Source organism: Niallia yueguangensis (assembly GCF_052663115.1).
Genome location: NZ_JBQTCX010000017.1, coordinates 1 through 22017 on the forward strand (window position 1 = coordinate 1; position 22017 = coordinate 22017).

19 protein-coding genes and 1 riboswitch are annotated in these 22017 nt (G+C 35.3%); of the genes, 17 read left to right on the top strand and 2 right to left on the bottom strand.

The features are described from left to right. Positions 1 to 166: 166 nt before the first annotated feature. Complete coding sequence (mgrA, locus tag ACTYA4_RS15215) at positions 167 to 1159, top strand: L-glyceraldehyde 3-phosphate reductase (RefSeq protein ID WP_445505707.1); 993 nt, start codon at positions 167 to 169, stop codon at positions 1157 to 1159. Between the two features lie 74 nt (positions 1160 to 1233). On the opposite strand, the gene dpsA is transcribed toward mgrA, so the two are convergent. Next, a complete protein-coding gene (dpsA, locus tag ACTYA4_RS15220) occupies positions 1234 to 2109 on the bottom strand; it encodes a dipicolinate synthase subunit DpsA (RefSeq protein WP_445505708.1) in 876 nt (291 codons plus the stop codon). Between the two features lie 433 nt (positions 2110 to 2542). Here dpsA and ACTYA4_RS15225 point away from each other — a divergent pair, with 433 nt between their 5' ends. Together ACTYA4_RS15225 and psiE are read left to right on the top strand one after the other, a co-directional pair. Then, positions 2543 to 3664, top strand: coding sequence for a TetR/AcrR family transcriptional regulator (locus ACTYA4_RS15225; RefSeq protein WP_443483499.1), 1122 nt, complete (start codon positions 2543 to 2545; stop codon positions 3662 to 3664). A 138-nt stretch (positions 3665 to 3802) separates the two neighbouring features. After that, a complete protein-coding gene (gene psiE, locus ACTYA4_RS15230) occupies positions 3803 to 4237 on the top strand; it encodes a phosphate-starvation-inducible protein PsiE (RefSeq protein ID WP_443483498.1) in 435 nt (144 codons plus the stop codon). Positions 4238 to 4652: 415 nt separating this feature from the next. Here the strand turns inward: psiE and ACTYA4_RS15235 are convergent, their stop codons facing one another. Then, the gene (locus ACTYA4_RS15235) at positions 4653 to 5570 is read right to left on the bottom strand and encodes a LysR family transcriptional regulator (protein ID WP_443483497.1); all 918 of its coding nucleotides are present in this window, start codon (positions 5568 to 5570) and stop codon (positions 4653 to 4655) included. 233 nt (positions 5571 to 5803) lie between these two features. Here ACTYA4_RS15235 and ACTYA4_RS15240 point away from each other — a divergent pair, with 233 nt between their 5' ends. The 14 genes from ACTYA4_RS15240 (at position 5804) to ACTYA4_RS15305 (ending at position 21924) form a co-directional block, all read left to right on the top strand. Further along, on the top strand, positions 5804 to 6844 hold the full coding sequence (locus ACTYA4_RS15240; RefSeq protein WP_443483496.1) for a 2,3-butanediol dehydrogenase: 1041 nt from the start codon (positions 5804 to 5806) through the stop codon (positions 6842 to 6844). A 372-nt stretch (positions 6845 to 7216) separates the two neighbouring features. Further along, on the top strand, positions 7217 to 8068 hold the full coding sequence (locus tag ACTYA4_RS15245; protein WP_443483502.1) for a GRP family sugar transporter: 852 nt from the start codon (positions 7217 to 7219) through the stop codon (positions 8066 to 8068). A 20-nt stretch (positions 8069 to 8088) separates the two neighbouring features. Continuing rightward, the gene (locus tag ACTYA4_RS15250; protein ID WP_443483495.1) at positions 8089 to 8874 is read left to right on the top strand and encodes a glucose 1-dehydrogenase; all 786 of its coding nucleotides are present in this window, start codon (positions 8089 to 8091) and stop codon (positions 8872 to 8874) included. A gap of 164 nt (positions 8875 to 9038) precedes the next feature. Next, positions 9039 to 9479 (top strand): MarR family winged helix-turn-helix transcriptional regulator, encoded by a 441-nt coding sequence (locus ACTYA4_RS15255; RefSeq protein ID WP_443483494.1) that lies wholly within the window; start codon positions 9039 to 9041, stop codon positions 9477 to 9479. 328 nt (positions 9480 to 9807) lie between these two features. Next, positions 9808 to 10839 carry an NADH:flavin oxidoreductase/NADH oxidase gene (locus ACTYA4_RS15260; protein ID WP_443483493.1) on the top strand — a complete coding sequence of 344 codons (1032 nt, stop codon included), beginning with the start codon at positions 9808 to 9810 and terminating at the stop codon, positions 10837 to 10839. Between the two features lie 136 nt (positions 10840 to 10975). Then, complete coding sequence (locus ACTYA4_RS15265; protein WP_443483492.1) at positions 10976 to 11110, top strand: hypothetical protein; 135 nt, start codon at positions 10976 to 10978, stop codon at positions 11108 to 11110. 164 nt (positions 11111 to 11274) lie between these two features. After that, a complete protein-coding gene (locus tag ACTYA4_RS15270; RefSeq protein ID WP_443483491.1) occupies positions 11275 to 12699 on the top strand; it encodes an amino acid permease in 1425 nt (474 codons plus the stop codon). A 249-nt stretch (positions 12700 to 12948) separates the two neighbouring features. Then, positions 12949 to 14202 (top strand): ATP-binding protein, encoded by a 1254-nt coding sequence (locus ACTYA4_RS15275; protein WP_443483490.1) that lies wholly within the window; start codon positions 12949 to 12951, stop codon positions 14200 to 14202. 239 nt (positions 14203 to 14441) lie between these two features. Next, positions 14442 to 15419: a ring-cleaving dioxygenase gene (locus ACTYA4_RS15280; protein WP_443483489.1), complete on the top strand. Its 978-nt coding sequence runs from the start codon at positions 14442 to 14444 to the stop codon at positions 15417 to 15419. Between the two features lie 335 nt (positions 15420 to 15754). After that, entirely contained in the window at positions 15755 to 16048 is a 294-nt protein-coding gene (locus tag ACTYA4_RS15285) for a Dabb family protein (RefSeq protein ID WP_443483488.1), read from the top strand. Between the two features lie 374 nt (positions 16049 to 16422). Continuing rightward, positions 16423 to 16848, top strand: a complete 426-nt coding sequence (locus ACTYA4_RS15290; protein WP_443483487.1) for a helical membrane plugin domain-containing protein — start codon at positions 16423 to 16425, stop codon at positions 16846 to 16848. Positions 16849 to 17115: 267 nt separating this feature from the next. Further along, positions 17116 to 18300: an NAD(P)/FAD-dependent oxidoreductase gene (locus ACTYA4_RS15295; RefSeq protein WP_443483486.1), complete on the top strand. Its 1185-nt coding sequence runs from the start codon at positions 17116 to 17118 to the stop codon at positions 18298 to 18300. An 820-nt stretch (positions 18301 to 19120) separates the two neighbouring features. Continuing rightward, positions 19121 to 19270, top strand: a riboswitch (cyclic di-AMP (ydaO/yuaA leader). 132 nt (positions 19271 to 19402) lie between these two features. Further along, positions 19403 to 21229: a potassium transporter KimA gene (gene kimA / locus ACTYA4_RS15300; protein ID WP_443483485.1), complete on the top strand. Its 1827-nt coding sequence runs from the start codon at positions 19403 to 19405 to the stop codon at positions 21227 to 21229. A gap of 209 nt (positions 21230 to 21438) precedes the next feature. After that, positions 21439 to 21924, top strand: a complete 486-nt coding sequence (locus ACTYA4_RS15305) for a nitroreductase family protein (protein WP_445505709.1) — start codon at positions 21439 to 21441, stop codon at positions 21922 to 21924. The last annotated feature ends 93 nt before the right edge of the window (positions 21925 to 22017 follow it).

A 22017-nucleotide genomic window follows, 5' to 3' on the forward strand; every position in this document is an offset into this window, starting at 1 on the left:
TAGACAAAACATACTAAGTTAGTAGCACAGACCAAGGCATGGTTTGTGCTACTTTTTTTATCCTGCTAGTAAAAATGAAAGATGCATAGTATGATAGAAGAAATGAAAGCGCTTGATTTTAAAGTTCATTTTATGTCCAATTTGTTTAAAATAAGGAGAGGATACAATGGTTTATAAAGCAGACGGAAATCGCTATGAATCGATGAAATATAATCGGACTGGGCGTTCAGGTTTATTGCTTCCGGCAATTTCATTAGGACTTTGGCATAATTTTGGCGGAGTAGATACATATGAAAATGGCCGAGCCATGCTTAGAAGGGCATTTGATTTAGGCATTACGCATTTTGATCTTGCCAATAATTATGGTCCCCCAGCAGGCTCTGCAGAAGAAATGTTTGGAAAAATGTTAAAAACAGATTTTGCTCCTTATCGAGATGAAATGATCATCTCCTCAAAAGCTGGGTTTTATATGTGGCCAGGTCCTTATGGTGAATGGGGCTCTAAAAAAAATTTGATTGCAAGCCTTGATCAAAGCTTAAAAAGAATGGGTCTAGATTATGTTGATATATTTTATTCTCACCGTCCAGATCCTGATACTCCGTTGGAAGAAACAATGGGAGCGCTTGATCAGATCGTGCGTCAAGGAAAAGCATTGTATGTAGGCATCTCCAGTTATAGTACGGAACAAACGAAAGAAGCAGTAAAAATATTAAATGAATTAGGAACTCCTCTGCTTCTCCATCAGCCTAGCTATTCCATCTTTAACAGATGGATAGAAGATGGACTGCAGGATGTTTTAGAGGAAAATGGCGTCGGATCTATCGCTTTCTGCCCGTTGGCACAAGGTTTATTAACAAATAAATATTTGTCAGGAGTGCCAACTGATTCGCGAGCAGCAAAACCAACAGGGTTCTTAGGAGAAAATCAAGTCACAGAAGAAATCATTCATCGTGTAAAAAAACTCAATGAAATTGCAGGTGAGCGAGGTCAAAGTCTTGCACAAATGGCCCTTTCATGGGTGCTTCGCGGAGGAAAAGTCACATCTGCTTTAATTGGAGCAAGCAAAGTCAGCCAAATTGAAGATAATGTAGCAGCTTTACAAAATCTTGATTTTAGCGAAGAAGAGCTTTTAAAAATTGATGATATCTTAAAATCTTGATAGGTAAAGTAAGAGGAACGAATCATTGAGTAAATATGTTCGTTCCTTTATTTATTTACTGAGCTGTCTAAAGATTATGCTTCTTGCATTAATTCAGACAGAACATTCCCGATAATCTCTCCAGCTGTTTTTGGTGCAACTTTTGCCGGCAGCCCTAATGCCCATATCGTCTTGATTCCTTTTTCTTTGGCAAAAGCAAAGTCCGTTCCTCCTGGCTTAGAAGCAAGATCAATAATAAGGGTATCTTTTGACATGCGGGAAATAATAGCAGCATCTAAAATGCAAAAAGGAATTGTATTTAGGAAAATATTTATTTCTGCTGTAATATTAGACAGATTCTGCATGAATACAGGCGTTAATCCCATTTCTTTCACTCGGGCAGCATCAGCAGGCTTCCTCACACATACACTCACTTTCGCACCAACAGCCGAAAAAACTCTCGCTACTGTTGTGCCGACTCTCCCGAAACCTAAAACCATCACCTTTGCATGATGCACAGTAAAAGCTGTGTGCTGAATAGCAAGCATTAATGCACCCTCAGCAGTTGGAATAGAATTTAAAACGGCAACATCATCTCTATGAAAAAGAGCTACTAGTTTTCTATTGGTTTTCTCTACTAATTGGTGTAAAAAAGGGGTGATGATTCCCGTATAAATAACACAGTCTTCTTTTGTTTGTTCCAACATTTCGTTGGTAAAAAAAATTTCTGACGATGAAAAACTTGATTCAATCTCCCCGCTGTCATTTACGCCAGGAATAGGTAAAAGAATCCCATCCATGATGTTGAAAGCGGCCTCTGTGTTTTTTACATAAATGACATTGTCAGCTACATATTCTAGTTCATCAAAACCAATTAAATAAACGGTTGCCTGTAATGAAGCTAATGTTTTTATGACTTCTTTTTGGCGGAAATCTCCTCCCATCAATAAAATATTTTTGCCTGTCAGCATAAAATTCCTCCTCAAAATGATTATTTTGGCTACCTTGAAAAGAAGTTCCGCAGCGTGAATACACTAGGCTTTCCGCGGAAAGGGAGTGGATTCCCTGACCTTTTGAAAATCAACAATAGCATTAACAGAGCCTTTATTTTAAACTATAAATATCATTCTACCCTTACTTTAACTTCTCGTCTCGTTTTGCGATTATACTTGAATACGTACATATCCCAAATAAATTTTTAGTTGTGTTCACAAAATCGTCATTTTTTAATATGGTATATTATGGTATAACAATAAGGTGGAGTATTTACCTGTTTCTTCCGTTTTATAGAATATATTGGATGTTAAACAATTATAGTTTTCCTTATGAAAGAAAACAGAAAAGAAGAGTGTTGCGACATATTCCTAATGAAAAAGTGTTTTATTATCAATAGGGGGAAGAATAATGTCATGTACAAATGAAATAGACTCACGAGCAATTATGAATTTAAAACAAACGATGATGGACTTGCTAATGAAAAAAGATATACGCTATATAAAAACAAAAGAAATTACAGAACAAGCACATGTAAGCCGAAGTATTATGTTTCAATATTATAAAGATAAATATGCTCTGTTTAATGATATTATTGAAGGTATGAAAAAAGAATTAAAGCAAACAATTGCTAAATCTCTACAAGAGAAAAAGAGCAAAACTGTAAATCAGCAAAATAAAAGAGAAAAATCTGTTCTCCATTTTATCATGAAACACCGTTTCTTTTTTCAAACATTAATGAATAGAAACAAAGCTCCGTTTGTTAATTTTCATCAATTTTTCCTGCAAAGTTGTGTAGAAGAACAAGGTGATTCCCTTGCACAAAAACATGATTTATCTGCCCATTATCATGCATTATATTATTATTCCGTTTGTTTGTATTGGTTGAACGAAGAAAGGATTTTGTCACCTGAATACATTTGTGAAAAGATTCACAAATTACAATATCAAAATCAACTGGATTGGATAATTGGAAATCCAGTCTGTACAAAGAAAACAAGTAATCATCCATGCAATCCATTTGAAGAAGCAGTGCATCACGCATTTATAGAATTAATGATCGAAAAGGAAAATTATTCTGCTATTACGATTTCAGATATTGCAAAAAAAAGTAACATTCGCCGAGCCTCTATTTATAACTATTATGCTAGTAAAGAAGATTTGTTTAAAGCAATTATTAAAAAAGAATGTTCGGAATTAATAGAATGTTGTGCTGTTCCCGCCAACCAAGAAAGCATCACAACACAACAAATTGAACAAAAGCTGGATCAATTATTTACATACTTATCTGATCATACTAGCATTTTCAGTTTTATTCATAAAGATTGCGGCATGCCAAATCCACTAGCAGAAATGTTTTATCAGTTCACCGACTATTATGCATATACAGTTGAAGAAAAGGAAGATAAGATATTATTCGGTTATTATGTATCAGGAATTGTAATATCCATTATTCTCTATCATCTACAAGATGCGATAGAACAGCCGCCAACCTATACAGCAGAACAGTTGATTCATTTATTTGAGGATTAAATTTCAAAGTAGAATTATTTTCAGTTGTAATAAAAAACTTTTCAGGATTAATGGACCTTCAGTATATTTTTCTATGATGAAAAGTCATTTATATGTAAAATAACAATATAGAAAAAATATCTAGTTTGGAGGAATATTGTGGAATCAAGAAAAGTGGAAAAAAAATCACCAAAAAGACAGATAAAGCTTTCATTCATTCTTCAACTGATCCTTAATATATCATTAGTGCTGCTTGCCGTTACATTAAGTATTTTAATGAGTAGAGAAATTTATTATTTTGTTCGTTTTTCTATCTTTCTCCAAGAACAGAAAAGCCATTACGAGCTGTTAGAAAGAATATTGATATTCTTTTTATACTTTGAGTTTATCGCGATGATTGTTAAATATTTTCAAGAAAATTATCATTTTCCACTGCGTTATTTTCTTTATATTGGCATAACGGCGATGGTGCGTTTAATTATTGTGTACCATGATAATCCTGTACATACCCTGTTATATACATGTGCAATCTTAGTATTAGTGATTAGTTATTTTATTGTTTCATCAGCACCATCAAAAAGGAGAAAGTTATAAAAAAGAGAATGAAGCGCCTTTATCATTTAACAGAATGATAAAGGGGCTTCGAAGTTTTAGATGAACATTGCCGTCGAAGACATCAGGATATTGTCATTTTTTATCGGCAGTGTTTTACGTTCCTAATGAAAACCAATACTTCTGTTAACGAAAAAAACATATTTTATACAAAGCACGAAATAATTCGGGGTAGACACCCATGCAAAATTTGCACCATGGCGCATGGAAAGAAGCAGCCTCCACATTTATAGCGCAGAGCAGCGTGAATACACGAAGACTCCTGCGAGAAAGCGAGACAGACGAGACCCTGCAGGAGCGTAGCGACGAAGCGGCTCGGCGCTCGCTAAGCAAGAAGCGTAGTGTATTCACGCTGCGGAACTTCTTTTAAGGGTAGACTAAATAATATAGTCTGCCTCTATCTATTTGTAATCAGTCCGCAAATAGACTTATTTAATCGATAAATAAATTCTTTTGAAATTTGTGATAACGTTTTGTTTTTCGCATAAACGTATCCGAAATAGTATGTTTTATCTAGTGATTCTGCAAAGTTAATGGTGACATATTTGTCACTATTGGATAATCCTGTAACCGTTTCAAAGGAATAATCAAAGCCGATATTTATAGCCGTATTTTTTTCCAACGCGTTGCGAATCGTTTCAACGTTATTTGTGGTGAATAGAATTTCCATGTTATTTGCAAGAAAGTCACAGTTTTTTATAAATTCAGTAATACAATGATCATTGTAAAGAATAATAGACTGGTTTTTTAACATTTCTTTTGTAATAAGCGATTCTTTAGCTAGTGGTGATTTTTTGTTAACTGCAACGATCATATGACCATCTAGCAGTCTATTAAATACAAGTTGTTTATTTTTTTCTATATCATCGTCTGTATATATAAGCAAGCCGATATCAACCTCTTGGTGATATACCCTATCCATAATCGTTTGGGAATTATTTTCATCAATGGAAGCACGAATAAAAGGATATGCTTTCTTAAAGGCAGTTATTAACTCAACTAATACTTCCATTGGACCTGGAAACGTTGCAATCTTGATTTCACCTTTTAACGTATTTGTATAGCTTTCCGCTTCGTTCCTAAACTCTTGTAGTTTCATTATTACTTCTGAGGCGATATTAATAAGACGCTGACCCTCTTCTGTTGGATACGATCCATTTCTTGATCGGTGAAATAATTCAATATTTATCTCTTTTTCTAGTTTTGCTACTGCCTGACTTAACGCTGGCAACGTTATATTTTGTTTTTCGGCAGCAGCTTTTAAGGAGCCTGTTTCAGCAATTTCCACAATGTAATACAACTGTTCCATATTCATCTAAATCCCCACCTGTAGTTAAGTAATAGGTAATTAAAGTTAATTATAATTAAATTTACCATACTTGTAATATATAATATAATAAAAATGTTTCGTTATGATGAAAAGACTTAAAGGCCTTTAAGTGATAGAGAATTTGTGTCAAAATTAGTAACTTTATGGAAAATAAGCGTTTTAATATGCTATATATGTTTTAATATACATATAGCATGAAGCAAAGGAGATGTAAGAACATGAAGGCTTTAAGATGGTATAAGCAGAAGGATATACGTTTAGAAGAAATAGAGGAACCACAAGTAGAACCAGGAAAAGTGAAATTAAAAGTAAAATGGTGTGGAATTTGCGGAAGTGATTTACATGAATATTTAGGCGGTCCTATTTTTATTCCAGTTGATAAGCCGCATCCGTTAACAAAGGATATAGCACCAATAACTTTAGGACATGAATTTTCTGGTGAAGTGTTGGAAATTGGAGAAGGTGTTACAAATTATAAAGTGGGTGACCGCGTCGTAGTAGAACCAATTGTTGCAACACATGGCCATCAAGGTGCATACAATTTAGATGATAATATGGGCTTTATAGGCCTTTCTGGCGGAGGCGGCGGTTTTTCTGAATATGTAACCGTCGATGAAGAGCTTTTACATAAATTACCGGATGAATTATCTTATGAGCAAGGTGCTTTAGTAGAACCATCAGCAGTAGCATTGTATGCTGTTCGCTCAAGTAAAATTAAAGCAGGCGATACTGCTGCAGTGTTTGGATGCGGACCAATCGGGTTGCTTACTATTGAAGCATTAAAAGCAGCAGGAGCAACCGATATTTATGCTATTGAACTATCTCCAGAACGTCAAGTTAAAGCAAAAGAACTTGGAGCAACAGTTATTAGTCCAGCAGACTATGAAGATGTAGTTGCAGAGATTGCAAGCCGAACAAATGGTGGAGTAGATGTTTCATTTGAAGTAACAGGTGTGCCAGTTGTTTTAAAACAATCAATTCAAGCAACAAAAATTGCTGGTGAAACAATAATCGTAAGTATTTGGGAAAAACCAGCAGAAATCCTTCCCAATGACATTGTTATCAAAGAAAAAACAGTAAAAGGAACTATAGCTTATCGTGATATTTTCCCATCTGTTATGAACTTAATGAGAAAAGGCTATTTCTCTGCAGATACATTAGTAACAAAAAAAATAAAGTTAGATAATGTAGTAGATCAAGGTTTCGAAGCTTTACTTACCGAAAAAAATCAAGTGAAAATATTAGTTAGTGCAGAATAAAAATAGCTAGATTGATAGAATAAATCTCTTTTCATGTAGTCTAATATATAATGGGCGGTATTTTTCGATGTTATCGGAAAAATACTGCCTTTTTTTAATGCTTGTAGTTTGATGGATGTGCTAGTGCCAGTCCCAAGCCTTAATATATATTTCACTCTCCTCGATGCAATAAGCAAACATGGGTAATTTGGAAAGTTATGTCGAATATAATAGAATAATTGCAAAAATTGCTACTCGTTAACCGCTTTCTATGTTATGTTTTTATTAGTGGAACATAGTAAAATAATCATATTTTGTACCATTTTCATCTGATTAAAGTAGATGAACAAAGGTAATAACTAAAGTATAAGGATAGAAAGAGGTTAGATGACAGTGGATTTATTTTTAGCTATTCTTCCCGCCATTTTTTGGGGAAGTATTGTGTTACTAAATGTAAAAATTGGAGGGGGAGCTTATAGTCAAACTTTAGGTACAACGATAGGAGCGTTGTTATTTTCTACTATTATTTATCTATTCGCCCAACCTCAATTAAACACAACTATTTTTATTGTTGGGGTGATCTCCGGTATTTTTTGGGCTTTTGGACAAAGTAATCAATTCAAATCAATTGAGTATATCGGTGTATCCAAAACGATGCCTATCTCTACTGGGTTGCAAATTGTTTCAACTACACTATTTGGAGTCTTGATTTTTCACGAATGGACAACGTTAAAAACCATTCTATTTGGCGTAATCGCCATTATATGTATTTTAAGTGGAATTATTCTCACCTCTTATGATAAAAATAGAAGCAAGGAAGAAAATACTACGTTTAAAAAGGGCGTGATTACGCTTCTTTTCTCAACGGTAGGATATTTAGGTTATGCAGTAATTGCTCGTTTTTTTGAAGTGGATGGCTGGTCTGCATTATTTCCACAAGCAATCGGAATGTTTATAGGCGGTTTTATTATTACATATAAACATAAACCTTATAATAAGTATGCGATTTTTAATATTTTCCCTGGTCTTTTTTGGGCAGCAGGAAATATGTTTTTATTTATTTCTCAACCAAAGGTTGGGGTGGCAATCAGCTTTTCCTTATCGCAAACAGGTGTTGTCATTTCAACACTAGGTGGAATTTTTTTATTAAAAGAAAAGAAAACGAAGCGTCAATTAGTTTTTATCGGAATAGGGATTATCTTCATTATTATTGGGGTAGTATGTTTAGGACTAGCTAAAAGATAATTTATGGAGGAGGATTTATTTTGTATTCAGACCTACAAGAGAAAGTAGTTGTCATTACTGGCGGTTCTACAGGGCTGGGTCGGGCAATGGCAGTTCGTTTTGGAAAAGAAAAATGTCATGTCGTGATAAATTATCTCTCAAAAAAGGAAGAAGCATTGCTTGTAAAAAAGGAAGTAGAAGAAGCTGGAGGAAAAGCTGTTATTGCAAAAGGAGATATAACAAAAGAAGAGGATGTTATAAACCTTGTCAGTACTGCAATAGAGCAATTTGGAAAGCTAGATATTTTTGTTAATAATGCTGGAATCGAAAATGCTGTTCCGTCTCATCAATTGTCTATAGAGGATTGGGAAAAAGTGATCAAAACCAATCTCACAGGCGCATTTTTAGGAAGTCGTGAAGCAATAAAATACTTTATCGAAAATGAAATAAAAGGAAATGTTATTAACATGTCTAGTGTTCATGAAAAAATCCCATGGCCGACATTTGTTCATTATGCTGCAAGTAAGGGCGGAATAAAAATGTTAACAGAAACATTAGCATTGGAATATGCTCCAAAAGGAATCCGCGTAAATGGTATAGGTCCTGGTGCCATTAATACACCGATTAATGCAGAAAAATTTGCAGATCCAAAAAAACGTAAAGATGTAGAAAGTATGATTCCTTTAGGCTATATTGGAGAACCAGAAGAAATTGCGGCTGTTGCAGCATGGTTGGCCTCCACTGAATCGAGTTATGTAACAGGCATTACTTTATTTGCAGACGGAGGCATGACAAAATATCCATCTTTTCAAGCAGGTAGAGGGTAAAAATTGAAGGATAGGGGATATTCTAATGAAAATAATTAGAATATCCTCTTTTTTCATATTGTATTTGACTAGTAAAAGTTTTAGTGGTTACAATTAATTATTAACAAGGTGCAAACGGTATAAGACCGTTTGCAATAGTTTATTCGAATACAGGTGGAGATAACATGAAATTAAACGAGCAAAATCGATTACTAGAAAGCTGGCTGTCTTTTACACAAATTCAGGCCAATTTGGCAAATGAGTTGGAAAGTGCTTTACAAGAAGCACATACATTAAGCTTAAGGGAATTTTATGTGCTATTATTTTTATCAAAAGCTCCTGATAAAAAATTAAGGCTGCAGCAGCTGCATGAAATGGTTGGATTAAGTCAAAGTGCGTTATCGAGGCTTGTTGCAAGAATGGAAGCGAAAAGCTGTGGGGCGCTAGAAAGGCATATTTGTCAAGATGACAGAAGAGGAATCTACACTTCGTTGACATCTTATGGACAAGAAAAACTACAAGCAGCAAATGAAACCTTTCATCAGACGCTTGCAACTGCTCTTTCCTCAAAAAAACTTCAGCAAGATATTAAAGAGGTGACGCAGCAATTAACGGAAAATGTATAAACGAAGGCTGTTTTCTAAAAGTTGGTTGTTTTTAAATAAAATAATAAACATGGTTGAAACACTGAGCAGCCTGAATACACGTAGACTCCTGCGGAAAAAGCGAGAAAGACGAGACTTAAGCAGAGCATAGCGACGAGGAGGCTCGGCACTCGTCCGCGGAAAGCGAAGTGTATTCAGGCTGCGGTTAGATAACAAACAATCTATACCAAAAGATCCTTTCTGTAAATTGAACAGCATACATTAAGTGTTATCATTTGACTCGTTTGTAAATCGATGATATTTTATATGCATGAGCATACATTCATGAAAGAAAGAAGGAATTATAAAAATGGAACATTTATTTAGCCCGTTTTCTTTTAAAGGATTGGAATTAAAAAACCGTGTCGTTATGCCGCCGATGTGTCAATATTCTGTTGCAAATAAAGATGGCATTGCAACAGATTGGCATTATGTGCACTATGTAAGCCGAGCAATTGGCGGTGCTGGTTTAATAATTATAGAAATGACTGATGTCGAGCCAGATGGCCGCATAACTGATTTTGATTTAGGTTTATGGTCCGATGAGCAAATTCCTGCATTAGCTCGTATTGTGGATGCATGTCATCGATACGGTGCAAAAGTTGGTATTCAAATAGCCCATGCAGGCCGCAAAGCAGAAGATGCAGAAACGCCTGTTGCACCATCTCCGATTGCTTTTGACGAAAAGTCAAAAACACCTAAAGAGCTTTCAACAGAAGAAGTAAAAGGGATGGTAGAGAAATTTCAACAAGCAGTTGAACGTGCTGTAAAAGCGGGAGTGGATACAATTGAGCTGCATGGTGCACATGGCTACTTAATTCATCAATTTCATTCGAAGTTAACAAATAAAAGAAAGGATGAATATGGTGAAGACTTAACAAAATTTGGCGTAGAAGTTATTAAAGCCGCCAAAAAGGTGATGCCTGAAAACATGCCATTAATTATGCGTGTATCTGCAAAAGAATATGTAGAAGGTGGTTATGATATTCATGAAAGCGTCGAGTTTTCGAAACAATATAAAGAAGCAGGCGTAGATCTTTTCCATATTAGCGCTGGAGGAGAGGGTCCAATCGCAGCGGCAGGAAAACCAGGCACTCATGTGGCATATCAAGTACCATTAGCACGAGCTTTTAAAGAAAAATTAAATGTTCCCGTTATTGCAGTAGGAAGGTTAGATGAACCAGGGCTTGCGAATGCTGTCGTTGGAAACGAAGAAGCAGACCTTGTAGCTGTAGGCAGAGCAATGCTAAGAAATCCTTATTGGACATTAGAGGCAGCAGCGCAGCTTCAAAAAGAAACGACAATTCCGCCGCAATATGTATTTGGTTTCCCAACTAGATAAAAAGTGTAAAATAGAAATAGAAAATTAATAAAAAAATAGGCTAAGGTAGGCATGTGTTGTCTATCTTAGCCTATTTTTTTGTATTAAGGAAACTTTTTTGCTTCCGATTAATATTAATAAAGTAGGGGTGATACTAATGAAACAAAGCGGACGTATTCAAAATAAAATCTATGCATACTCCTATCTTTTTAAATGCTTAGGCATTATTGGAGAGAAAGAGTATGAGGATATGCAAATGTATTTGTTTAATAAGAAAAAGGGAAGTAAATAAACAATATAAGCTGTCAACAAACAATTGGTTTTAATCGGCTTGAAAGTTTGCAGTTTTATACTTTGTCTACACTCTTAACTATTAATAAAATATTCCTATCCTCATATTTCGATGCGTAAATGGAAATAATCTAAACAAACGATCGAAATAAGGGGGATTTAGGAATGGAAAAAGGGATTTCAGCATGGCAGCTGACAATGATGGCGTTAGGAACAGTCATAGGAGGTTCCTTCTTTTTAGGAGTAGCGATTGGAATAAAGCAGGCAGGTGCATCTATCCTTATTTCTTATATAGTAGGAGGCATTTTAGTCTATTTTATCCTTGCTGCTCTTTCTGAAATGACTATAGCAGATCCTGCTCCAGGTTCTTTCCGGACTTTTGCAGAAAAGGCGTTTGGACCTGGTGTCGGATTTGTAGTCGGTTGGGTTTACTGGACAGGAATAGTTTTAGCAATGTCGAGTGAGGCAACGGCAGTCGCCATCCTTTTAAGAGAATGGCTTCCTGGAGCAAGCGTGCTGCTGATAGGTTCAGGTGTAATCATTGCTGTAACGCTAGTAAACTTATTAGGTGCAGAAAGATTAAGCAAATTGGAAAGCGGTCTTGCTGCGATTAAACTTCTTGCTCTAATTGGGTTTATTATATTTGCTGTTTTACTAATTGTTGGTTTCATGCCAGGAGCTCCACGAGTCGGGGTTGGTGCTTTAGCAACGGAGGCTTGGTTTCCTGCTGGAATCGGCGGCATTGCAGGAAGTATGTTAATTGTTATCTTTACATATGCGGGGTTTGAAATAATTGGTTTAGCAGCATCAGAAACGAAGAATCCACATAAAACAGTGCCAAAAGCTATTTTTTATACAGTGGTAATGTTGATTGGCCTTTATATTTTAACGATTGCTGTATTATTGCCGCTAATACCAACTGCTTCTTTAACGGAAGAGGTTAGTCCGATGGTTGCAGCGCTATCAAGATATGGTCTCGGATGGGCAGGCTTGATCATCAATATCGTACTTGTAACAGCGATATTGTCTACCATGCTTGCATCGATGTTTGGTCTTGGCAGAATGATTCGCTCTCTTGCTGATGAAGGTCATGCTCCCTCTTGGATAAAAAGTAAAAAAGATGTTCCATATAGAGGAATATTATTTTCAGGAGTAGGTATGCTCATTGGATTGGGATTAGGTACCTTTCTTCCTCAAAAAATTTATGTTTTTTTAGTCAGTTCAGGTGGATTTGCTTTATTGTTTACGTATGTCGTAATTATGGCCACGCATTATAAATATCGGAGGAAAGGCAATTGGATAAGTGAAATAAAGGAGTTTCCAGGCTATCCTTATTCTTCCTACCTTGTGTTAATAAGCTTATTAGCCGTTATTGGCAGCATGCCATTAGTGAAAGGTCAAGGAGCAGGACTTGTCGCAGGAATTATTTTAGTAGTGATGTATACTGTTATCTATTTATTTGTAAAAAAAATAAGAGCTGTATCAACGAAATCAGAAATTTTTAAAAAGCAGAAAGAACTGTTGACAAACGTTCATGCAAATATGCAGATGGAAGCGTCTGAAGAATGGCATCTTAAGAAAAAAAAGTAGCAATAACCTATAATAGGATGAGCAGCTGTTTATTGGCAGTGATATATTTTATTAGTTTCTTAAATGAAAAAGCAGGAAAAATTTATTTCTAAAGCGTATATATTTGATAAAAGCCATTTTAATGTAAGAATGGCTTTTTATCTGTATAAAAAGAAACGATTCTATTAAATTCTGATAGAAATAGCGATACGATATAAAGGAATATGGGTGAATATAAACCAGCAATAATGTTGAAAAAGAGGAGGCAAAATGTTTAGATTTGATAATTATTTATTAACTTTGTTAATTGTCCTAGTGCCTGCTTTGCTTTATTATAATTATTTTTACAAAAAGGAGTTAGATAAAGATAAGAAGTACATATTAGGATTATTTTGCTCGTTAACAGTTATTCTTTCTATGAGTTTTCCGTTAAAGCTTGCTCCAGGCCATTTTTATGACTTGCGTGCCATCCCATGGCTAATCTCTTTCTTTTATGGCGGTTATGAGGTCGGGATAATAACTACCATTGTTATTTTTGTGTATCGATTTTTATTGGGCGTTAATGCAGGTTTTTTCATTACGATCATTTGTTATTCGTTTGCATCTTTTTTTGTTCTTTTTTTTATAAAAAAATATCAACTCCTTCTTTTCAGAAATAAATTAATCGCCAGTGTAATTTTCACATTAATAAGTAATTCACTCATTATACTGGCTGTTTTGTACACGGGAAAAGTACAAGAAGAGGTATTGCCAAGTTTTATTGCCTATTTTTACGTATCTCATATTGTAACGATCATTATAGTTATTTATATTATCGAAACGTTGCAAGAAAAAGAACTAAATAAAGTGAAGATACAACAATCAGAAAGGATAAAAATAATTGGAGAAATGGCGGCTTCCGTTGCCCATGAAATTCGCAACCCACTAACGGTTGTCAAAGGGTTTATTCAATTGTTGAAAAGTGACACGAATTTAACGACAAAACAGGTCAGTTCCATTGATTTAATTCAGTCAGAATTATTAAGAGCTGAAAACATTATCAATGATTATTTGTCTCTTGCTAAAACGAAAGTGTCATCTCCAGAACAGATTGATATGAAAGAAATTATTTTTCATGTCGTAGAAGTAGCAGAGTCGTTCGCTCTTTTAAATAATGTGACGATAATAAATAAAGTGAATAGATCCTTTTATATAGAAGCAAATAGTAATGAAATTAGTCAAGTTCTTTTAAATATAATGAAAAATGGCATAGAAGCAATTGAAGAGAAAGGAGAGCTGATTATAAATGCCGAAAAAAGAGGAGGTAATATTGAAATTCAAATAACAGATACAGGAAAGGGAATGACAAAGGAACAAATAAAAAGACTCGGTTCGCCTTTTTATACAACTAAAGATCAAGGGACCGGTTTAGGCACAATGGTTTGTTTTAAAATCATTCATAATTTACATGGAGACATTAAAATACACAGTAAAATAAATCAAGGTACAACATTTGAAATTACCATTCCATTACTGTCTTCATAATTTTACATACATTTAGAGTGCTTCCTACAAAGTGGATAGCACTCTATCTATTTTTATCGAAGAATAAACTATATAAGGTTCAACACAGAATTAATTATTTCGTTTTCTTGACAAGGAATAATTCACCATGATATATTTATCTCGAAATAAAAATATTTTAATTAAAGATATATGAATTTGAAAACATAAAGAATGATTTAGGGAATAATTCTAGTAAATAAAGTTTAGGAGGAATTACGATGAATGGATTAAAAGGGATACACCATGTTACTTCTATTACAAGCAGTGCGGAAAAAAATTATCAGTTTTTCACCAATATTTTAGGGATGCGTTTAGTAAAAAAAACAGTAAATCAAGATGATATCCAAACGTATCATTTGTTTTTTGCTGATGATAGGGGAAATGCAGGTACGGATATGACTTTTTTTGATTTTCCGGGAATTCCTCAAGGTGTTCATGGTACGAACGAAATTTCGAAATCATCTTTCCGTGTTCCAACGGATGTAGCAATCGATTATTGGGTGAAACGTTTCGATCGGTTAGAAATAAAACACAGTGGCATAAAGGAGCGGTTCGGCAAAAAAACACTTTCATTTGTCGATTTTGATGATCAACAGTATCAGTTAATTTCAGATGAAAAAAATGAAGGGGTTGTTTCGGGCACGCCATGGCAAAAGGGACCTGTTCCTTTAGAATATGCAATAACGGGTTTAGGGCCTGTATTTATTACCATTGCAAATTTCGATTATTTTAAAGAAATAATGGAAAAAGTGCTGCAATTTAAAGAGATTGCACAAGAAGATTCTCTTCATTTATTTGAAGTAGGAGAAGGGGGAAATGGTGCTCAAGTAATTGTTGAGCATAATGCTGCACTTCCTCAAGCTCATCAAGGGTTTGGAACAGTACATCATGCAGCTTTTCGTGTGGAAGATCGAAAAGTATTACAATCATGGATTGAGAGGATGGAAAACTTTGGATTCCAAACATCTGGATACGTAAACCGATATTTCTTTGAATCCTTATATGTAAGAGTAGCTCCACATATTTTATTTGAATTTGCAACAGATGGACCTGGTTTTATGGGAGATGAACCATATGAAACACTCGGAGAAAAATTATCTTTACCACCGTTTTTAGAACCAAAACGAGATCAAATTGAAAAATTAGTTCGACCGATAGATACAGTAAGAAGTACAATCGAATTTACAAAAGAATAATTGAGCATGGATCCCATTTAAGTGACAAGAAGTAAATTCCATGAAAGTGAAAAATCCGCAGGAAATATTTCTTGTGGATTTTTTCAAAAGATAAGAAAGTATAAAATTTTGAACCTAGTTTAGTGTCTAGCTCCGGCGCCTGCGCTTTTCTTAATTGATTTTTTTATCCGATATTGCCAGTTCCTTGCATGGTAATCAGTACAAATGAGAGGAACGGCGGCGGGAAAAACAAATACGAAGGCAAAAAAAAACGGACAAATTATTTTTTAATTTGATGGACTTGAAAATTTTCGTTAAAATAAACAAGAAAACTTATACGAAGAAAGAGGTACATTATGATAGATCATATCGTTCTTGTAAAATTTAGCGAAACGACAACGAAAGAACAACTACATGAAGTAATAAAACGTTTTCGGGCTTTACGAAATAAAATGTTGGGTATAATCGACTTGCAGGCAGGTTTAAATTTTGCTGACAGCAGTAAAGAATATCAAGTCGTATTAAAGGTTCGATTTGAAGATCGACAAGCACTTGAATTATACAAACCAAACCCTGAGCATCAAGCAGTGGCAGCGTATATTCGAGAAGTAGGCAGAATAGACAGCATTGTCGTAGATATTGAAATTTGATATTAAAAGAGGAGTTTAGCTGAAAACTGGTGCGCATCTAATATAGGGTAAGAAGTGCTAAATATATGTCAAAAATTTAATCTAAAGTGATTTAAGTCTTAATTACTAAAAAATATCTAAAATTTTGTCATTCTCACATTTATTTTTAATAAAAAAGTGGTATTATATTAAAGGAGTTAAATAAGGGCCCTATGTTAGAGTCTATTTAATAGTTTGGTATTATTATCCATTTATTATTTACGGAATGCTTTCGTGCCTTAAAATGTAATACTTCTCGTTTGCGAACTTTTGTGCATAAAATCACAAAAGTACGGTAAAACAAAACCAAAACTATTTAGGCATTTAATATGCTTATGGAAAAGGAGAATTAGTATATGTCAGAATCAACTACGCAAACTAGTGCTGAAAAACAACTGACAGTAAGTCAAGATTTGTTAGATCAGCTACTTAAGCCAGAAGTTCAAGAATCATTGACAACGTTAGTAGAACAACTTCCAAAAATAACAGAGTTAGTAAATGTTTTAACAAAAACGTATGATTTTGCTCAATCTGTTTCAACAGACGAAGTGTTAAAAAGCGACACAGTTGGCGCTATTACAGAAATTATGGAGCCTGTTGTGCATTCAGTTAAAGGTGTAGCTGCGACTGCAATCGAAGCAAAAGACCGTGCTGAACAAAGCAATGAAACAATTGGAGTATTTGGATTATTAAAATTGTTAAAAGACCCACAAGCACAAAAATTATTCCGATTTACTCAAAGCTACCTTCAAATTATGTCAGAAAAAGAACAGCAAAAGTAAATATTAGAGGGTAGACAAAATATATTTTGCAGGAGCTGCAGGGTGATCGAAAACGTTTGTATTTCGAGGCGTGAAGCCTTGGGAGGAGCGGCGGGCAACAGGATGTTGGTCAGAACGACGTTGTCACAGGACGTGACGTACTTAGTCGTTCATCCTCTGTTACCCAGTAATGAGCATCCGAGTAAGGCGAACAACGAAGAAATCGAGCGTTTGTCGACAGCCTGTAAGCATTATTTTTGATAAGGAATAAGGACGGAGGATTAAACTATGTCAAAACATATCGTTATTTTAGGTGCTGGATACGGTGGACTTTTAGCAGCTCAAAATGTTCGTAAATTTTATACGAAAGAACAGGCAAAAGTTACGGTTATTAATAAATATCCAACACATCAAATTATTACAGAATTACACCGTCTTGCTGCTGGAAATGTTGCAGAACAAGCAGTGGCAATGCCTCTTGAAAAGTTATTAAAAGGTAAAGACGTTGATTTAAAAATCGCAACGGTTGATTCTTTTTCTGTTGACAATAAAGAGATTGTTTTAACAGACGGCTCAAAACTTACTTATGATGCACTTGTGGTTGCATTAGGCAGCGTAACAGCATATTTCGGAATCCCAGGCTTGGAAGAAAACAGCATGGTATTAAAATCTGCTGAAGATGCAAACAAAATTTACAAGCATGTAGAAGAGCGTATTCAAGAATATGCAAAAACAAAAAAAGAAGAAGATGCTACAATCTTAATCGGCGGCGGCGGATTAACTGGTGTAGAACTAGTTGGTGAACTTGCTGATATCCTTCCGAATTTAACAAAAAAATATGGTGTAGACTTCAAAGAAATTAAATTATTGCTTGTAGAAGCAGGACCGAAAATTCTTCCTGTTCTTCCAGATGATTTAATTCAGCGTGCAACAAAAAGCTTGGAAGCACGTGGTGTAACATTCTTAACAGGATTGCCTGTAACAAATGTAGCCGGCAATGTAGTTGACTTAAAAGATGGTCAAAAAATTGTTACAAATACATTTGTATGGACTGGTGGAGTTCAAGGAAACCCATTAGTTGGCGAATCAGGTTTAGAAGTAAACCGCGGCCGCGCAACAGTAAACGATTTCTTACAGTCAACATCACATCCGGAAGTATTTGTAGCTGGAGATAGCGCTGTATACTTCCCTGCAGATGGTGATGGTCGTCCAGCGCCACCGACAGCACAAATTGCTTGGCAAATGGGTGAATTAATTGGATACAATCTATTTGCTTATCTTGAAGGCAAATCATTTGAATCATTTAGTCCAATCAATTCAGGAACTTTAGCAAGTCTTGGCCGTAAAGACGGAGTTGCGATCATTGGTGCAAGCTCTACACCATTAAAAGGGCTGCCAGCAACTTTAATGAAAGAAGCAAGTAATGTTCGTTACTTAACTCATATTAAAGGTTTATTTAGCCTAGCATATTAATTTTCAATTAGAGGGATTCTAAAAGGATGTATACTACCTTTTAGAATCCCTCTTTTTATTTGGCTGTTTTCGTATAGATTGTTGTTATTTACCCCGCAGCCTGAATACACTTCGCTTTCCGCGGACGAGTGCCGAGCCTCCTCGTCGCTATGCTGAGGCCACTGAAAAAGTGAATGCTACAAAATATAGGTAGTGACAATCCAAGCAACGAAGAGGTTTTCGTTCGGTTTTCCGAGGCTTACCACACGCTTTCCGCGGGGCGAGCGCCGAGCCGCTTCGTCGCTACGCTCCTGCAGGGTCTCGCCTGTCTCGCTAATCCCGCAGGAGTCGTGCGGACGCCTCTCCTAACCAAAATGATAGTCATTTTCAAACTCTCTATACCATTTTTACCCTAATAAATTTAAGTGTTTCACCTATAATTTATCTAATAAAACACTTTTTCATTGCCGTCGCTATGCTCCTGTGGGGTCTCGTCTTTCTCGCTTTTCCCGCAGGAGTCTACGTGTATGCAGGCTGCTCAGTGCTTTCACAATGTTTATTATTTATTCAAAAACAACAAACTTTTAGAAAACAGCCTTTTATTCTAATCTCCGTAATTACTTTCCATGTGGGTTTTCTGTGAAAAAAATTTAATAATTTTTCACTATTTACTAATAAAGTTTATAGAAACATTGAAATAATGAGTAAGAAAGAGATTTGATTTATTTATTCCTTATAAATCACCTTTAATCGCTTAATTTGAAGATTTTTGTCGTTTTTTTCCGTTTTTGAGTCCTTTACATTCGGTGTATTCAGGAGTAATATCTTGCATAGAAAATAAGTTCTTTAATCGCTGAGTCCAATTGGAACGGAGGACCCACCATTTGTACATAAATTGTACTTGGGGTGAATCCTTTGAAATCAAAGGTAGGGTAAACTCTCAAACTGCCCGAATCCGACAGCTAACTCCGTAAGCGTTAAGAGAGGGGAATGATTCGTATGATCGTTATTAGCGACCACGGGTAATCCTCTGTGGTCTTTTTTTGTTGGGAAAAAAGAGAAATGAAAATTCGAGTAGGGTAGAAAGAATGGGTTATAATCTGAGTTTTATGGGGGAAGAAACATGAATAAAACGGTAATAAAAAGAATACTTATTGGCAAACCATTGAAAACAAGGGAATTAGGAGATCAAAAATTAAATAAATTAAAAGCATTAGCTATTCTTTCTTCCGATGCATTATCTTCAGTTGCATATGGAACAGAACAGATTTTACTAGTTTTAGCAGGTATTGGAGCTTTAGCCTATTGGTATTCTCTTCCGATTGCAATGGGAGTGCTTGTTCTATTAACCGCATTAATATTATCGTATCGCCAAATCATTTATGCATATCCACATGGTGGTGGTGCTTATGTTGTTTCAAGAAATAATCTCGGAGAGAATGCGGGATTAATTGCAGGCGGATCATTGTTAGTTGATTATATTTTAACAGTGGCAGTAAGTGTAACTGCTGGAACGGATGCAATCACATCAGCATTTCCATCTATGCATGGTTATAATGTCCCGATTGCTTGTCTGCTTGTTTTGTTTATTACGATTTTAAATTTAAGAGGAGTTACCGAATCGGCATCGATTCTAGCCTATCCTGTTTATTTATTTGTGCTTGCTTTATTGATTTTATTAGGAACTGGTTTGTGGAAAATAATGAATGGAGAAGTGCCGGATTCAGTACATACACCAATTGGTACCGTTGTGCCTGGCTTGAGCTTGTTTTTATTATTAAAAGCTTTTTCTTCTGGCTGTTCTGCACTAACAGGAGTAGAAGCTATTTCGAATGCAGTCCCGAATTTTAAAGAACCGTCTGCAAAAAATGCTGTTCGCACGTTAACAATGATGGGAATTATTCTTGCTGTATTATTTTCAGGTATTACGTTTTTAGCGTATTACCTTGGAATTTCACCTAAAGCAGAAGAAACAGTTGTTTCCCAAATAGCATCAGAAGTATTTGGAAGAAATGTTTTTTATTATTTTATCCAAGTAACAACTGCTCTTATATTGGTGTTAGCAGCTAACACCGGCTTTGCAGCATTTCCTTTACTTGCAGTGAACTTGGCAGCTGATAAATATATGCCGAGGATATTTGCTATTCGCGGTGATCGGTTAGGCTATTCAAATGGGATTGTAACATTGGGCATTGCTTCTATACTTTTAATTATTATTTTTGGCGGGGATACAGAAATGCTAATCCCGTTATATGCAGTAGGGGTGTTTATTCCATTTACTTTATCGCAGTCTGGCATGATAATAAAATGGCTGAAAGAAAAACCAACAGGATGGAAACTAAAATTAAGCATCAATTTAGTTGGAGCAATTATTACGTTTACTGTCTTAGCTATTTTATTTACAACTAAATTTACACAAGTATGGTCGGTACTATTATTTTTACCTATCATTGTGTATGTTTTTCACCGTATTAATAATCATTATAATAATGTAGCGAATCAATTACGTCTCGATCATCACTATAAAACAGAAAAATTACAAGGGAATATTGTGATTTTGCCTATTGCTGGAATAACAAAAGTAGTGGAAAACTCATTAGCCTATGCTGAAACGGTTGGTGATACCATTATTGCGGTGTATGTTGCATTTGATCGTGAAAGTGAAAAAAGGATGGAAGAAAAATGGGGATCTTACAGACCGGATATTCGCTTAGTAACATTGCATTCACAATATAGAAGTTTAATTAGACCATTGCGAAGATTTATAGATGTGATTGAAGAAAAAGGGGAGGAAAATCATAATAGTGTGACCGTTATTATTCCGCAGTTTATTACGAAAAAAAGCTGGCATAATATATTGCACAATCAATCAAGCCTTTTATTAAAAGCACATCTTCTTTATCGCAGAAACGTTATTGTAACGACCGTTCCATTTCGTTTGAAAAAGTAAGAGCCAAATTAATTTTGGATGTTAAAGCTCTCGTAAACCCTTTTGTACTAGTGGTGTTTATGAGGGTTTTTGTTTATCCCACTCAGTCAGTTCAGGACTTTGTGCTATTTTTCTCTAAAAAAATAGAATACTGCGGTTAGTTAGAAATAACAGGTATAATAGGGGAGTACTAAAATATAATAAAAGGAAAAAGAAAAGGAGATGAAACCATGAATCTTTCCGAAATAATAAAAAATCGGCGAACAATAAGAAAATTTAAAGCAGAGGCTTTAGATCTTGCGAAAGTGAAAGAATGGCTTCAAATAGCTGCCTTCGCTCCGAATCATAAACTAACAGAACCATGGGAAGTGCTATTTATTGGACCTGAAACAAGGGCAGAACTAAATCATAAACTAAATTTTGGCGATGCGACGGTATTGTTTGCTGTCCTTTCTCATAAGGGAAGAAATGAATTGGAACGCGAAGAAAATCTTGCAGCAGTTTCATGCTTTATCCAAAATTTCATGTTATTAGCATGGGAAGAAGGGGTAGGAGCCTTTTGGTGTTCCATTGGTGCATCTGAAAGAGGGAAAAAGATTCTTCAAGTGACGGAGGAATATGATATTGTTGGTGTAATAGCAGCGGGTTATCCAGCGGAGATAGCAACTGCGAAAGAAAGAACATCTATTGATGTTAAAATCAAACAACTGAAATAATAGTTAGACGGAGCTCCGTCCCCTTTTCCACAGAAAAGGGAAAAAATAAAAGATACATAAGACAGAAGAAATGAAAACATTCTTTAAGTATAA